The sequence below is a fragment of the Pseudomonas sp. NUPR-002 genome (assembly GCF_056322725.1).
In genome coordinates, this window is record NZ_CM150476.1 from 3130707 (window position 1) to 3144770 (window position 14064).

At 61.4% G+C, this 14064-nt stretch carries 13 protein-coding genes and 1 pseudogene; 1 reads left to right on the forward strand and 13 read right to left on the reverse strand.

Annotated features, from left to right (window positions below; genetic code table 11):
• The first annotated feature begins 64 nt into the window (after window positions 1–64).
• A complete protein-coding gene (acnB, locus tag ACVWSC_RS14205) occupies window positions 65–2665 on the forward strand; it encodes a bifunctional aconitate hydratase 2/2-methylisocitrate dehydratase (RefSeq protein WP_442114218.1) in 2601 nt (866 codons plus the stop codon).
• Window positions 2666–2826: 161 nt separating this feature from the next.
• Here the strand turns inward: acnB and ACVWSC_RS14210 are convergent, their stop codons facing one another.
• From ACVWSC_RS14210 to ACVWSC_RS14270, 13 genes and pseudogenes are all read right to left on the reverse strand, one after another.
• Entirely contained in the window at window positions 2827–3798 is a 972-nt protein-coding gene (locus ACVWSC_RS14210) for a DNA-binding protein (RefSeq protein WP_442114219.1), read from the reverse strand.
• Between the two features lie 145 nt (window positions 3799–3943).
• On the reverse strand, window positions 3944–5122 hold the full coding sequence (locus ACVWSC_RS14215; RefSeq protein ID WP_442114220.1) for an MFS transporter: 1179 nt from the start codon (window positions 5120–5122) through the stop codon (window positions 3944–3946).
• Between the two features lie 25 nt (window positions 5123–5147).
• A complete protein-coding gene (locus ACVWSC_RS14220) occupies window positions 5148–6185 on the reverse strand; it encodes a 3-ketosteroid-9-alpha-monooxygenase, oxygenase component (protein ID WP_442114221.1) in 1038 nt (345 codons plus the stop codon).
• Between the two features lie 109 nt (window positions 6186–6294).
• Complete coding sequence (locus tag ACVWSC_RS14225) at window positions 6295–7128, reverse strand: SDR family NAD(P)-dependent oxidoreductase (protein WP_442114222.1); 834 nt, start codon at window positions 7126–7128, stop codon at window positions 6295–6297.
• A 24-nt stretch (window positions 7129–7152) separates the two neighbouring features.
• Window positions 7153–7917, reverse strand: coding sequence for an SDR family oxidoreductase (locus tag ACVWSC_RS14230; RefSeq protein ID WP_442114223.1), 765 nt, complete (start codon window positions 7915–7917; stop codon window positions 7153–7155).
• Window positions 7918–8112: 195 nt separating this feature from the next.
• Window positions 8113–9363: a helix-turn-helix transcriptional regulator gene (locus ACVWSC_RS14235; RefSeq protein WP_442114224.1), complete on the reverse strand. Its 1251-nt coding sequence runs from the start codon at window positions 9361–9363 to the stop codon at window positions 8113–8115.
• A gap of 48 nt (window positions 9364–9411) precedes the next feature.
• Complete coding sequence (locus ACVWSC_RS14240; protein WP_442114225.1) at window positions 9412–11802, reverse strand: efflux RND transporter permease subunit; 2391 nt, start codon at window positions 11800–11802, stop codon at window positions 9412–9414.
• A pseudogene (locus tag ACVWSC_RS14245) lies at window positions 11789–12190 on the reverse strand (beta propeller repeat protein); the annotation flags it as partial. The pseudogene ACVWSC_RS14245 and the gene ACVWSC_RS14240, both read right to left, overlap by 14 nt.
• Window positions 12191–12215: 25 nt before the next feature.
• Window positions 12216–12587, reverse strand: coding sequence for a hypothetical protein (locus tag ACVWSC_RS14250; protein WP_023103794.1), 372 nt, complete (start codon window positions 12585–12587; stop codon window positions 12216–12218).
• Window positions 12584–12910 (reverse strand): hypothetical protein, encoded by a 327-nt coding sequence (locus ACVWSC_RS14255; protein WP_000091614.1) that lies wholly within the window; start codon window positions 12908–12910, stop codon window positions 12584–12586. The genes ACVWSC_RS14250 and ACVWSC_RS14255 overlap by 4 nt, the downstream gene beginning before the upstream one ends.
• Window positions 12911–12933: 23 nt before the next feature.
• On the reverse strand, window positions 12934–13269 hold the full coding sequence (locus ACVWSC_RS14260; RefSeq protein WP_000741275.1) for a hypothetical protein: 336 nt from the start codon (window positions 13267–13269) through the stop codon (window positions 12934–12936).
• A gap of 14 nt (window positions 13270–13283) precedes the next feature.
• Window positions 13284–13619, reverse strand: a complete 336-nt coding sequence (locus ACVWSC_RS14265; RefSeq protein ID WP_001172026.1) for a helix-turn-helix domain-containing protein — start codon at window positions 13617–13619, stop codon at window positions 13284–13286.
• Window positions 13600–13977 carry a type II toxin-antitoxin system RelE/ParE family toxin gene (locus ACVWSC_RS14270; RefSeq protein WP_003151133.1) on the reverse strand — a complete coding sequence of 126 codons (378 nt, stop codon included), beginning with the start codon at window positions 13975–13977 and terminating at the stop codon, window positions 13600–13602. Before ACVWSC_RS14270 ends, ACVWSC_RS14265 begins: the two co-directional genes overlap by 20 nt.
• Window positions 13978–14064: the final 87 nt, after the last annotated feature.

Below are 14064 nucleotides of genomic sequence, written 5' to 3' on the forward strand. Positions count from 1 at the left end.
CCAGGTTCAACAACCTGCGACCTTGTCCCGTGCATGTAGCCAAGCGCCCTACAGGAGATCGCCAGTGCTCGAAGCCTATGCCCACCATGTCCAGGAGCGCGCCGCCAAAGGCCTGCCCCCTCTCGCTTTGAATGCCGAGCAAACAGCGGCTCTGGTCGAACTGCTCAAGCAACCCCCTATCGGCCAGGACGCCCTGCTTGTCGAGCTCATCAGCCAGCGCGTGCCTGCCGGGGTGGACGAAGCGGCCTACGTCAAGGCTGGCTTTCTCGCAGCGCTGGCCAAAGGCGAAACCCGCTCGCCGTTGATCGACAGCACCCGTGCCGTTGAGCTGTTGGGCACCATGCAGGGCGGCTACAACATCGTCACCCTGGTCGAGCTGCTCGATCACCCGCAACTGGCGGCGGTGGCGGCCGAGCAACTCAAGCACACCCTGCTGATGTTCGACGCCTTCCACGACGTCGCGCAAAAGGCCAAGGCCGGCAACCTTCACGCCAAGGCCGTGGTGCAGTCCTGGGCCGACGGCGAGTGGTTCACCGCGCGCCCGGCGCTGGCCGAGAAAATCAGCTTGCGGGTGTTCAAGGTCACCGGCGAGACCAACACCGACGACCTGTCCCCTGCCCCGGATGCCTGGTCGCGCCCGGACATCCCGCTGCACGCCCTGGCCATGCTGAAAATGGCTCGCGACGGCATTGCCCCCGATGAGCCCGGCGTCACCGGCCCGATGCAGCAGATCCAGGCCATGCGCGAACAAGGTTTGCCGATCGCTTATGTCGGTGACGTGGTGGGTACCGGTTCTTCGCGCAAATCCGCGACCAACTCGGTGCTGTGGTTCTTCGGCGACGACATCCCTTATGTGCCGAACAAGCGTGGCGGTGGTTTCTGCTTCGGCAACAAGATCGCACCGATCTTCTACAACACCATGGAAGATGCCGGCGCCCTGCCGATCGAATTTGACGTCGCCGACCTGCACATGGGCGATGTCATCGACGTGTACCCTTACGCGGGCAACGTCTGCAAGCATGGCAGCGCAGAGGTCATCAGCACCTTCGAATTGAAAACCCCGGTGCTGCTCGACGAAGTCCGCGCCGGTGGGCGTATCCCGCTGATCGTCGGCCGTGGCCTGACTGAAAAAGCCCGTGCCGAACTTGGTCTGCCGCCGTCAACCCTGTTCCACCGGCCGCAAACGCCTGTCGATTCGGGCAAGGGCTACAGCCTGGCGCAAAAAATGGTCGGCCAGGCCTGCGGTGTCACCGGCATTCGCCCGGGCACCTACTGCGAACCGAAAATGACCACCGTCGGCTCGCAGGACACCACCGGGCCAATGACCCGTGACGAACTGAAAGACCTGGCATGCCTGGGCTTTTCCGCCGACCTGGTGATGCAGTCGTTTTGCCACACTGCGGCCTACCCGAAACCCGTCGATGTCAACACTCACCACACCCTGCCAGACTTCATGCGCAACCGCGGTGGCGTGTCACTGAAGGTGGGCGACGGCATCATCCACAGCTGGCTGAACCGCATGCTGCTTCCGGACACTGTCGGTACCGGTGGTGACTCGCACACCCGCTTCCCAATCGGCATCTCCTTCCCGGCCGGTTCCGGCCTGGTCGCCTTCGCCGCGGCCACTGGCGTGATGCCACTGGACATGCCGGAGTCGGTACTGGTGCGCTTCAAGGGCAAACTGCAACCAGGCATCACCCTGCGTGACCTGGTCCATGCCATCCCTTATTACGCGATCCAGAAGGGCCTGCTGACCGTCGAGAAGAAAGGCAAGATCAACGCCTTCTCCGGCCGCATCCTGGAAATCGAAGGCCTCGACGAACTGACCGTCGAGCAAGCCTTCGAACTGTCCGACGCCTCGGCTGAACGCTCTGCCGCCGGCTGCACCATCAAGCTGCCGGAAAAAGCCATCGCCGAATACCTGCAGTCGAACATCACCCTGCTGCGCTGGATGATCAGCGAAGGCTACGGCGCCCCACGTACCCTGGAGCGTCGTGCTCAGGCGATGGAAGCCTGGCTGGCCAACCCAGTGCTGCTGGAAGCCGACAAAGATGCCGAGTACGCCGAGATCATCGAAATCGACCTGGCCGACGTCAAAGAGCCTGTGCTCTGCGCGCCGAACGACCCGGACGACGCGCGTCTGCTGTCGACCGTACAGGGCGAGAAGATCGACGAAGTGTTCATCGGTTCGTGCATGACCAACATCGGTCACTTCCGCGCTGCCGGTAAGCTGCTGGACAAGGTCAAAGGTGGCATCCCTACCCGTCTGTGGCTGGCTCCGCCAACCAAGATGGACGCCCACCAGCTGACCGAAGAAGGCTACTACGGCATCTACGGCAAAGCTGGCGCCCGCATGGAAATGCCAGGCTGCTCGCTGTGCATGGGTAACCAGGCACGTGTGCAGACCGGTTCGACCGTGGTTTCCACCTCGACCCGTAACTTCCCGAACCGCCTGGGCGACGCCACCAACGTCTACCTGGCCTCTGCCGAGCTGGCAGCGGTTGCCTCGATCCTGGGCAAACTGCCAACCGTCGAAGAGTACATGGCGTACGCGAAGAACATCGACAGCATGGCTGCCGACGTTTACCGCTACCTGAGCTTCGACCAGATGGCCGAGTTCCGTGAAGCTGCTGCGAACGCCAAGATCCCGGTTGTTCAAGCCTAAGCTGACTTAGCTAAAAAAAACCCGCCAATAGGCGGGTTTTTTTTAGCTCTTGTGGGAGCAACTGTCTTGCACTACCTGTGGGAGCGGGCTTGCCCCGCGATGCGATGCGACTGACACACCGCAATCGCGGGGCAAGCCCGCTCCTACCGGTCAGTGGACCTTCAGGGTGTGTCCTGAGCGTGCTGCGCGCTTTTTTCTGCCTGGCGTAACTGCGCCTCAAGTTTGCCGATCAGCTGCAACTGCTGGCGCAGTTCGGTCACCCGTTCCGCCAGGCTCAAGGCAAGGTTCTGGTTCTGCTTTTCCATCTCGTCGCGTGAACCGTTGAGCTGCGCCAGGTTGATTTCCAGCCCCTGGATCTGCGCCTGACGGCGATCAGCCTGGGTCTTGAGCGTGCGCTGGGTGTCCTTGAGCGTGCGGATCTGCACCAGCAAGCCTTCATTGTCGCGGTTCAGCCGCGTGAGTTCGTCCTGTTTGACGATCAACGTCTGTTGCATCTGCCGCGTTTCAACCTGCAGCTGTTGCACCTGACCCTCATGGCGGCGTTGCTCCTGCTCGCGCTGTTCGCGGCTGGCAGTGCGGTAATGCTCGAGGGCGTCACGGGCGTGCTGGTGCTTGTCTTCCAGCGAGGCGATTTGTTCGTCTTTGTCCGCCAGGCGCAGGTTCAACTCACCGACCGCCTGATTGAGCGTGGCGTTACGGGTCTGCTCGGTTTGCAAGGCGCTGCGGGTGGTGGCCAGCTCGGCAGATTGTGCGGCTAAGGCGGTGGCCTGGATGTCGTACTGCTGCTGCAGTGCCTGCAAGGCCTGCTGGCTGATCTGCACTTGGGCCGACAGCGTTTGCCGTTCTGCTTCAAACGTACTGCACGCCTCGTCGATATGTACCTGTCCTTCCGCTTGCAACTGCTCGGCCAGTTGTTCGACCAGCGTTGCCAGCGCATCGCTGAGGTTTGGTGTACTCGCTGGTGCCGCCGGGTACTGGTTATCGAGTTCTTTCAGGTAGCGGTGAATAGTGGTTTTCGAGCCGGTATTGCCCAACTCGATACGTACTGCATCGATACTCGGGTGTACACCACGGGCCAGCAGCGCCTGCCGCGCCTTCTGCACGACAGCCTTGTTTATTCCGCCACGGGCCATGGTTACTCCTACGATTTCGTAATGTAGTACGTACTATGTGTTTACATGGTATCTCATCTCCCAAAATAACGCTTAGAAACCTTGTTTCTAAGATTGAATAATCACGGCTTATCGCATCTGAAATGCTAAATTCACACAATTCGGCTCAGCAAACTGCTTGCACAGCGCCCTCACCCTGCGCACGCCCGGCCAGCAAACAGCTGAAGGCCAACACGGCAATCACCGCGCAGCCCGCCGCGACCCATAACAACGCGGTAAACCCGTGGCTGAGCAACTGCCCGGCCAACGCCGGGCCGGCCATCGAGCTCAAGGCAAAGGCGGCGGGAATCAACATGATCGAGCGGCCGCTGCTGTCCATGCGGGCAATGGCAGCGGTTTGATAGACGCAGCCCCAGGTGAACCCCACCTCCCAGATCCAGGCGCCAGCGGCGTACATCGGGAAGCCATCGGCGTTCCCCAGCAACAACAGCCCAGTGCCGAGAACCAGCAAGACGATGAGGTGCGGTACTCGCACGCCAAGGCGATCACCGACGGCGGCAAGCACCAAGGCCGCCGCACCGCCCAACAGTTTGAGTACGGCGAAGACGATGCCCAGTTCGGTCGGTTGCAGCGCCAGGCTATGACCCAGGCGCTCAAGAAACGCCCACAGGCCGATCTGCCCGGCACCGAACAGGAAGAAAAACCCTAGCGCGGCATACGCTGCCGGCGGGAACTGAAAACGCGCTAACAACGAACCGCTGTGCGGCCGTGCAGCGGCGCCCAGCAAATCCTGGCGCCGCGGCAATGCCCAGCTGCTGAGGCTCAGCAGCAGAATGATTGCGGCCAACAGCAAGGCCGCACCGGTGTAGTGGAAATTCGCGATGACCAGCGATGGCAAGGCAAACAACACCGCCGCCACCACGCCGAGTTCGATGCCCAGACGCAAGCCCAGGGCGCGCTCCTTGTTGGGCATTTCGCCCATGATGCGCATGCCCAGGCAGGTCATCAGCGCGGCAAAAAAACCAATCAACGCCCACAGCGGCAATTGCGCCGTGGCCGGTAGCCGTGACGACAACCCGTACGCCACCGCAGCCCCGAACGCGCAGCCGAGGGTCAGCCAGCGCCAGTTCAAACGGTCGATCAGCGCCACTGCCACCAGGGTGCCGAGCAGGTAACCGGCAAAGCACACCGCCCCCAACAGGCCGATCTGTTCGACCGTAAAGCCCAGGCTGTCGACCATCGAACCGAGCAGAATCGGCAAGGTATTGAACGGTAGCCCGCCTATTGTCGAGGCGAAGCTGGCCGCCAGCATGATCGCCACGGTGTTACCACGACTGATGTTCATTGCGCGTTCCTGCCCGGGTAAGTGATCAGCGTTGGCCGACGGTGATGATTTCGCGGCGTTCGTTCATGCTGGCCGGCACGCTGGCTTCGTCCATGAAGAACTGCTGGTACCACTCGCGCAGTTGGTAAACCGGGCCATCACCTTCAGCCAGTACCGGGTTGTTGACGCGGATCTTGTGTGCCCAGATGTCCACGTCCTGGTAGAAGGATTCGCGGTTACGCAGCACGTAATCCTGCGCCAGTGCGCGGTTCTGCTCTTCACTCCAGCCCGGGATCTTTTTCACCATGCAGCCAAAGCGCAGCTCGAAGCTGTTGGCGCTGATCGGTACGTGGCAGTTGAGCAAAATCGAATGGATTTCCTTGCCTTCGAACACCGCGCGCATGCGGGTGAAGTGCGTCGCTGGCCCGTAGTACGCCGACTCGGCAACCAGATCACCGCCCAAGCGCTCGGAGTCACCGTGGAAAATCTGCTGGGCAATATGCCCTTCAAAGATGTTGGCAAAGTACTTGGTGGGCGTGCCATGAACCGGGCCAAAGTGCTGGGCGTCTGCCAGGTTATCGACCAGTTCGCGCGGGTTGGTTTCGATAATCAGCTTGTCCATGTGCCAATCGTGCAGCCATTCGTCACTGTCCTGCTCCGGCAGGTGCGGAATCACCACGCCGTCGGCCGGGGCCTGGCCTTCCGGGTTGTTCCAGACGAACAGCAACTTGTTCTCTTCACAGGTCAGCCAACTACGGGTTTTGGCTTTCGGCGGAATGCGCTTGCAGTACGGAATTTCGACGCACTTGCCGCTGGCGTCGTACTGCCAGTGGTGGAACGGGCAGACCACCCGGTCGTTTTCCAGGGTACCGCGTGAGAGGTCGGCGCCCATGTGCGGGCAATGGGCATCAATAACGCTGATCTGACCGCTGGAGGTGGCAAACGCCAGCAAGCGGGTGCCGAAGATGTTCAGGGTGTGCAACTGGCCGTCGCGGTAGTCGGCTGCCTCACCCAGGCAGTGCCAGCCTCGGCCAAAGCGAGGGGCCAAGGTAGTTTCGACATTGATTGCTGCGAGCTTGGTCATTGTTATTGTTCCTCGTGTGGAAATCCCCGGTAACTTGCCCGGACAATCTTCACCGAGGAGAAGCGGGTGCTCATCCTCCGCATGGACTAGATGAGCACCGTAGGATCAATCAACGCCAATCGGCGACGATGCCGTGCTCCAGGGCAAACGTCTGTGCCGCAAGGGTGCGGCGCTGAAAGCGCACGGCCTGATCCTGGGTGGCCAACCACACCATGACTGCGGCGGGCACCTGCGGCGGCGCTGTGCCGGTTTTCATCGCCAGCAAGCCGTTGTCGCCGATCGTGGCCTTCAACGCATCGGTCGTGACCACACCGGGGTTGAGGGTAAAGGCACGAATGCCCTGCTCGCCCAGCTCGGCGGCAAGCACCCCCGACACTCTGGAGACCGCAGCCTTGCCCGCCGCATAGGCATAGCCCCAGCCACCCTTGGCGGCGGCAACGGGTGGATCGACCTCACCGGCGCCGGAGGTGACGTTGATCACCACCCCGGCACCGCGTTCGAGCATGGCGGCGACCACGCGCTGGGTCAGCAACAGCGGTGCCAGCACATAACCCTTGAACACCCGTTCCATGGTCTCTGGCTGCAGCGTCATGAACGCAGCATTGAGGTCATTGCCTTGGTAGATCGCGTTATTGACCAGCACATCAATTCGTCCGAACGCGGCCAACACCGTTTGCGCGGCGGCCAGCACCGAGGCACTGTCGAGCAGGTCCATGGGCACCACCAAGGCCTCGCGCCCCAAGGCGCGGATTTCGGCAGCGGTGCTGTTGAGGCTGCCCGCCAACGGTATGCCCTGGGCATCGCACAAGCGGTGCGTGGTGTGTTCGCCTTCTTCCAGTGTGCGTGCGCTGATCGCTACATCGAAGCCGGCCCGGGCAAACGCCAACGCGGTTTCGCGCCCGATGCCACGGCTGGCGCCGGTAATGAATGCCACTTTGCTCATTGTTGTCCCCCACCGAGGCAAAGATCAGAAGCGTGTCGGGCGCACCATCGCGTCCATACCGCCATCGACAAACATCACCGTGCCATGGACAAAGCTGGCCTGCGGCGACTGCAGGAACGCCACGACTTCGGCGATTTCCTCGGGATTGCCAGCGCGTCCCAGTGGCGCAACGAACTCACGCACCGCCTTGGCAAAGCGTGGATCGTTCAGCGAGGTCTGGTGCAACGGCGTCTCCACCGCGCCTGGCGCCACCACGTTCAAGCGAATGCCCTGCCTGGCCCAGGCCACCGCCTTGCTGCGGGCAGTGCTGGTGACTGCATATTTGGAACTGGCATAGGCAACATGCGACTGACCTTGAGCAGTGGCCTGCTCCAGTGCCTGCACTTCGTTGCCGGCCAGCATGGCAGCGATCATCGGTTGCTGCTCGGGGTTGATGTGCGTAGCGGCGATCGAGCCGATTACCACTGCGGCAGGCCGATCGCCCTTGGCCAAGGCATCGGCGAGCCCGTCGAGCAGCTCGGTGACACCAAAGTAGTTCACCGCAATGATGACATCCGACACCGCGCTGGAACCGACCCCGGCGCAGCACACCAGGCCATCGAGCACCCCGTCGCTGTGCTCCAGCACGGCATCGATCGCGGCTTGACGCCCGGCCGCGCTGGACAGGTCGGCAATCACCTCGGCGTCTGCCCGGTCGATACCAATAATGCGATGCCCGGCAGCCCGGAGTGCCTGGCAGACTGCCGCGCCGATACCGGATGCAGAACCGCTGACCGCTGTGACTGGCATAACGTTCTTCCTTATAGAGAGTGACGGTGGCGACTAGTATTGAGGCCGTGCAGACGAGGCAACATCGTCTGCACGGACTAGAGGGGAGCGGCCATACCACAACCTGTGGGGCGGGCTTGCTGTGGGAGCGGGCTTGCCCCGCGATTGCGGTGTGTCAGGCATATTGCAATCGCGGGGCAAGCCCGCTCCTACAGGTCAGGCGCTGTTGCGGGCGGCGGGGGCCAGTTTCAATTGTGGTTTTTCCGTCTTATCGCTTTTCAACCCGGCCGATTTCGGCTTTCCCAAGGCAACCACACTGTTGAGGATGATCCGCACCAACTCGGTCTGGCGACGTACACCGGTCTTCGAGAAGATCGAGCGCAAATGTGCCCGGGCCGTGTTGCGGCGCACATTCAACACTTCGGCGGCTTCCTCCAGCGAGAGGCCATTGGCCAGTTCCATGGCCAGTGCAGTTTCGGCCCGGGTCAGGTTGAACAGTTGTTTGGTCACCGTTTCACTGGCCATCGAGCGGCCAACGGCGTCGCGGATGTACACCACCACCGCCGGCGTGTTCTTGCCGTCTGCCCAGTCCTGACTGGGAATCGCCTCGACCACCACACCAAGGTTGACCTGCCCTGAAGGCCTGGCCACCGACAAGGCATCAGCGGCGCTGTTGCCCGGCGCTTTGTTGGCATCGTGGGCAAAGGCATTGCGCACCAGGCGCTGCAGCTCACGGTTGTCACTGGGATAGGAGGCCTCAAGACGCCCACCCACCAGTTTCAGGCCGTCGGCGCGCTCCAGCAGCTCGCTGGCCACCGGGTTGAGACGCAGCACGCTGCCGTTCTGGTCAAGCACGATGGTGGCCACAGACAAGCGGCTGATCGCCTGGGAATACAGCTCGCCAATCGACTCGCTGCGGTCGAGCAGGTTGTGCACCTGCATGGCCCGGCGCAGATGCGGCACGAGCATCTCGCACAGCGTACGCTCCGAAGCGGTGAACCGAGGCGCAGCTTTGGGCCGAGTGATGCGAAAGCGCAATTTGCCGCCATCGGCGGTGGAAATATTGGCACCCATGATGTGGTAGGTGTCGTGAACGATGCCGTAGGTTTTGAAGTACACCGAGTTGGTCCACTCGGCTTCGCTCATCAGGTCATCGACCGTGAACACCTGGTCCATGGGCGGGTTGTTGAACGGGGTGACGGTCTGCGGATAAGCCCAGTAGCTCACCTCGCCCTCACCTTCGATGTCGCCTACCACGATCATCAGGCCCAGGTCGGGTTGCTCGGGTACACGCAGGATCAACGTGACGTAGTTAGCCTGGTACACACTACGGACATGGCGCAGCGCCTTGGCCATCAACTTGTGGTCCATTGAACCGTCGTAGATCCCGCCAATCAGCCGGTCATAATCGGCCAGATCCAAACCCATGTCGGCCAAGGCGTTAACACCCAAGCTGGAGTTTTCCATCGTCCGTCTCCTCGCAGCACGCAGCCCAGGCCGCGGCCGTTGTTATTGTTATGGATGGAACATTTGCGCACGCGGTACGGGGTTTGCCTTGGCGGCTACCAGGGGTTTGCCCAGGTTGAACCAGGCGGCCAACGCCGGGAGCAGGAAAATCGCCCCAAGTACATTGACCAGAAACATGAACGATAGCAAGACCCCCATATCAGCCTGGAACTTGAGCGGTGCAAAGGCCCAGGTGCAGACCCCGATCGACATGGTCAAGGCAGTAAATACCGCCGCCGTGCCACGTTGGCACATGGCCTGGTAGAAGGCCTGGCGCAGGTCGGCGCCGGCGGCCATTTCGTGCTGGATCCGCTCATACAGGTAGATGCCGTAGTCCACCCCCACGCCGACGCCGAGCGCCATGACCGGCAGCGTCGCGACCTTCAGGCCGATGCCAAGCATGGCCATCAGCGCATTGCACAGCACCGCGACGATGGCCAGCGGCACGAGGATGCACAGCACCGCGCGCAGCGAGCCGAAGGTCAGCCAGCAGAACAACAGCACCGAACCGAACAACGCCACCAGCATCAGTACCTCGGCGCGTTTGACCGCATCGTTGGACGCCGCCATCACCCCGACGTTGCCACCGCCGAGGAAGAACTTGATTTCCGGCACCTGGACCTGGTCGATGATTCGTTTGGCTTCGTTGACCACATGCGACACGGTGGCGCCATCGTGATCGGTGAGGAAGACCAGCACCTGCATCTGTTGGCAGCCATCGGTCACCAGGCCATCTTCGGGCATATAGGCACGGGCGCCCTGACTCAAGCCACGCGATGAACCCGGAATCGCCGCCCAGCGCGGGTTACCCTCGTTGTTGCCGGCAATCACCGTTTTACCGTAGCCAGCCACCGACTGCACCGACTGCACACCGGTAACGCTGCGCATCTGAAAGTCGAAGGCCTCCACCGCACGCATCACCGAAGGCGACAGGCACGCCTCTTCCAGGCCCTGGGCCTGAACGAACACTGCCAGCACATCGAGGCCGATCGAGTAGCTGCTGACAATCTTGCTGTTGTCCTGGTTGTAGCGCGATTCGGCGCGCAGCTCCGGGGCACCGGCACCGATGTCGCCGACTTCCAGTTGCCGGGCCTTGAACACTGCTGCACTCAATAGCATCAGGCTGATCACCAACACCACCAAGGCCGGACGCGGTTCAGCCAGGGCCGACAGCCGCCACCACAGCGGGTGCTTGCCAGTCTGCTGATTGCGTTCCTTGCTTAACACGCCGCGTTCCAGGCGCAGATGAGCGATGATGATCGGCAGCATCAGTTTGTTGGTGATGATCATCAGCATCACACCGATGCAAGCGGTCACCCCCAGCTCGTGCACAATCGGGATGTCGATGAGCATGATCACGGCAAAGCCCAGGGCATTCATCAGCAGCGCCAATGAGCCTGGAATAAAGATTTTGCAGAAGGCCAGGCGCGCCGCCTGCACGGAATCCTTGCCAGCGAGCACCTCCTGTTTCCAGGCGTTGGTCATCTGCACCGCATGCGACACACCGATCGAGAAAATCAGGAATGGCACCAGAATCGACATCGGGTCGATGCCCAGCCCCATCAGCGGCAACAAGCCGAGCAGCCAGACCACTGGCAACAAGGCCACCAGCAAGGCCACCACGGTCAGGCGCAACGAGCGCGAATAGAACCACAGCAACACGCCAGTGATCAGGAAGGCGACAACAAAGAAGCCGATCACCGTCATCAGCCCTTCGACCACATCGCCCACCAGCTTGGCGAAGCCGACGATGTGGACCTCGACCTGATCGTTGCTGTACTTGGCGCGGATCGCTTCCAGACGCTTGGCGACCTCGACGTAACTGACCGCTTGACCGGTTTGCGGGTCGATATCCTGCAGGTCTGCACGGACCATCGCCGACTTCAGGTCATTGGCCACCAGCCTGCCCACCTGTCCGGAGCTTGCGGCATTGCTGCGCACCTGGGCCAGGTCCTCGGCACTGCCGGTAAAACGTGGCGGCACCACCACATCGCCAAAGAAGCCCTCTTCGGTGATCTCGATGTAACGCACGTTGGCGGTGAACAGCGAGGTGACACTGGCGCGGCTAACGCCGTTGATAAAGAACACATCGTCGGTGACTTTGCGCAAGGTCTCGAGAAACACCGGGTTATAGATGTCGCCTTCGCCTTTCCACTTAACGCTCACAAGAAAGCGGTTGGCGCCGGTGAAGTACTGACTGAAATGAAGGAAGTTGAGCATGTACTCATGGCGCACCGGGATCTGCTTGTTGAAGCCCGGGTCGAGCTGGGTATGGCTGGCGCTGTAGCCCAGGCCCAGGGTCAGCAGCAAGAACAGCGTCAACAACAGTTTGCGGCGCGCCAACAGCAGGTCGGCGCAGCGCTCAACCATGCGTTCGCTCCAGGATTTAGCGGGTTTCATGCGTTTGCTCTCCTTTGCCCAGTGCAGCGACGCTGCTGGCATTTCCCTGCAACACGCCGCGTTCACCGGCGACCAGCAACTGATCGCTACCCAGCACAATGGCGGCGGTCAAGGTCCCCAGGCCCGGCAGGCGGTTGGTGCCGAGCAAACGGCCCTGGCCATCCAGGCGCACCATCGAACTGCCAGCGCCGACGATCAGCACCCCGGCGTTGTCCGGCAGCAGCACATGACCATAAAGCGGTTGCGTGTTGCCGACCTTGATGGCCTGCCACTGCTCGCCGAAGTTGTCGCTGACAAACACATGGCCGCGCATGCCGTAGGTCACCCAGCGCTGGGCACTCAGGCGCACCACGCCAAACAATGAGCCGTTATAGGGGTTGTAAGCCGGAAACCCAGAAATTTCCGTCAGCCGATCAACATGGCTTGTCTCGCGCTTGGTCGATGAGTTCCTGCATCGCCCGCATGACTTCTTCGTGGGTGTACGACTTGGCGTTGGGGTCGTCGGCCTCTCGGAGAGCTTCCTCGACCTCGCGGGTCATCCGCACATATTCTTCCGGCCACAGCGCTTGCTCCATGCGCAGCGACGCCTGCCCAAGCAGGTGCAGCAGGCCGAACAGCCGCATGTCATTGGTGGCGACGACGTGCTCTCGAATCCGCTCCTGGATCACCTCGCAGGCCCGATGCGCCTCTGGCGTCGCCGTGCCCTCGTAGCCGGCTGGGAGTTCTGCTTCTTCAGCGATTCGCGCCCAAGCGATAGCCAGCGCCTCGATGGTGGACAGGTTCATTTGCTCATCCACTTGCGCAGCAGACGCTTTTTCAGGGAGGCGCGCTCTTGCGGATTGCGTCCCTTGTGGTTGGCAATGCGATCCGCCGTGGCGGCCTGGCGCTTGATGGGCCAGTAGGAGCGGCCATCCTTACCCATCGACCAGACGTTGCTGACCTGGTTTTCCAGTAGAGGCAGATGGGCGCATAGAGCTTCCGGCGACGCGCTGGCCAGCGCGGTGCGCTCGTGGGTTCGCCAGCGCTGATGCCAGAGTTTCTTGTCCTCGCGCTCGCTACGGCAGGTCGTGTGCCCAACGATGGGCGTTTTGCGGCGGCTGCGGCTCATGATGTGGTTGTCTCCAAGAACATTCAGGACAGGCTTTCTGGGTAGAGCGCCGTCAACCGGGACAGGGTTTCTTGCACTTGTTCCAGCGAGGTCATCAGATGATCAACCTGATCCTGAAGATCCACGGCGAGATCAAATAGCTCAGCCACTCGGCTGCGTGATCCCTCGTTGAACGCGGCCATTGCCAGTTGATGCAGCTTCAACAGGTCGGTGCGCAGTTGCGGAGGTGCGCCGTCTGCGCTGTCATTCAAATCGCCGCGCAGCACGTCCACGGCATCGACTGCACGCAGCAGTGCCGTGGTATCGAAATTCTCGGGAGTCAGTTCGTCCCATTCGTCGTCGGTGATGCGGGCTGCCATCAGGAGAGCTCCGATTAAGCGGTTGCGAGCGTTAGATGCCCGATCGGCTCGGCTGCTGGCCGTACCTTGATTTCGATGTCGTAGCCGAGGCGATTCAGACAATCCATCAGCTTGCGTTCGGATAGATTGGTGAAGTCGCCGCGCATCATGCCCGACACCTTCGGTTGCGGGATGCCCATGCGTTTGGCCGCCGCTTGTTGAGTCAGCCCAAGGGCGCGCATGGCCCTCCTGATCTCGACCACCAGGCCGGTCTTGATCTTGAGCTTTTCAGCGTCAGGCAGTCCAAGGTCGGCAAAGACGTTGCCCGAGCTGCGCTGAACCTCGACGCCTTCAATGATTCGTTTTTGCATTTCGTAGCTCCTGTGCCAATACCTCGGCCACCTTCAGCCGAGCGCGGATGATGTCCATGTCGGCCTTTGGCGTGGCGATTCCGCTCTTGCTCTTCTTCTGGAAGCAGTGCAGGACGAACACCGCTTCCGCAAACTTGACCGTGTATACCGCTCGATAGGTGCCGCCGGCATCGTCTTCGACGACCTCCAGCACGCCGGCACCACCGAACCCCTTGAGCACCTTTGCTGCGTCATCCTGATCGCCTATCTGCGCCAACGAGAGCGCGTAACCGAAACGGCGACGCACGTCGGACGGCAACGCCATCAAATCCTTGTGGCTGCTCGCGATCCATTCGAGCGGTTTTTCTTTGTTTGTCATGACGGAATTTTATACCTGTTCAGGTAATGATGTAAACGCGGCAACCTCAAGGAGGTGTCGTAAAACATTTGTTTTGCGACAGGCTGT

Bases quoted from the DNA above. Each gene is read 5' to 3' on its own strand.
- ACVWSC_RS14210 (WP_442114219.1), bottom strand. From the start codon at position 3,798: ATGGCCCGTGGCGGAATAAACAAGGCTGTCGTGCAGAAGGCGCGGCAG.
- ACVWSC_RS14215 (WP_442114220.1), bottom strand. From the start codon at position 5,122: ATGAACATCAGTCGTGGTAACACCGTGGCGATCATGCTGGCGGCCAGC.
- ACVWSC_RS14220 (WP_442114221.1), bottom strand. From the start codon at position 6,185: ATGACCAAGCTCGCAGCAATCAATGTCGAAACTACCTTGGCCCCTCGC.
- ACVWSC_RS14225 (WP_442114222.1), bottom strand. From the start codon at position 7,128: ATGAGCAAAGTGGCATTCATTACCGGCGCCAGCCGTGGCATCGGGCGC.
- ACVWSC_RS14230 (WP_442114223.1), bottom strand. From the start codon at position 7,917: ATGCCAGTCACAGCGGTCAGCGGTTCTGCATCCGGTATCGGCGCGGCA.
- ACVWSC_RS14235 (WP_442114224.1), bottom strand. From the start codon at position 9,363: ATGGAAAACTCCAGCTTGGGTGTTAACGCCTTGGCCGACATGGGTTTG.
- ACVWSC_RS14240 (WP_442114225.1), bottom strand. From the start codon at position 11,802: ATGAAACCCGCTAAATCCTGGAGCGAACGCATGGTTGAGCGCTGCGCC.
- ACVWSC_RS14250 (WP_023103794.1), bottom strand. From the start codon at position 12,587: ATGAACCTGTCCACCATCGAGGCGCTGGCTATCGCTTGGGCGCGAATC.
- ACVWSC_RS14255 (WP_000091614.1), bottom strand. From the start codon at position 12,910: ATGAGCCGCAGCCGCCGCAAAACGCCCATCGTTGGGCACACGACCTGC.
- ACVWSC_RS14260 (WP_000741275.1), bottom strand. From the start codon at position 13,269: ATGGCAGCCCGCATCACCGACGACGAATGGGACGAACTGACTCCCGAG.
- ACVWSC_RS14265 (WP_001172026.1), bottom strand. From the start codon at position 13,619: ATGCAAAAACGAATCATTGAAGGCGTCGAGGTTCAGCGCAGCTCGGGC.
- ACVWSC_RS14270 (WP_003151133.1), bottom strand. From the start codon at position 13,977: ATGACAAACAAAGAAAAACCGCTCGAATGGATCGCGAGCAGCCACAAG.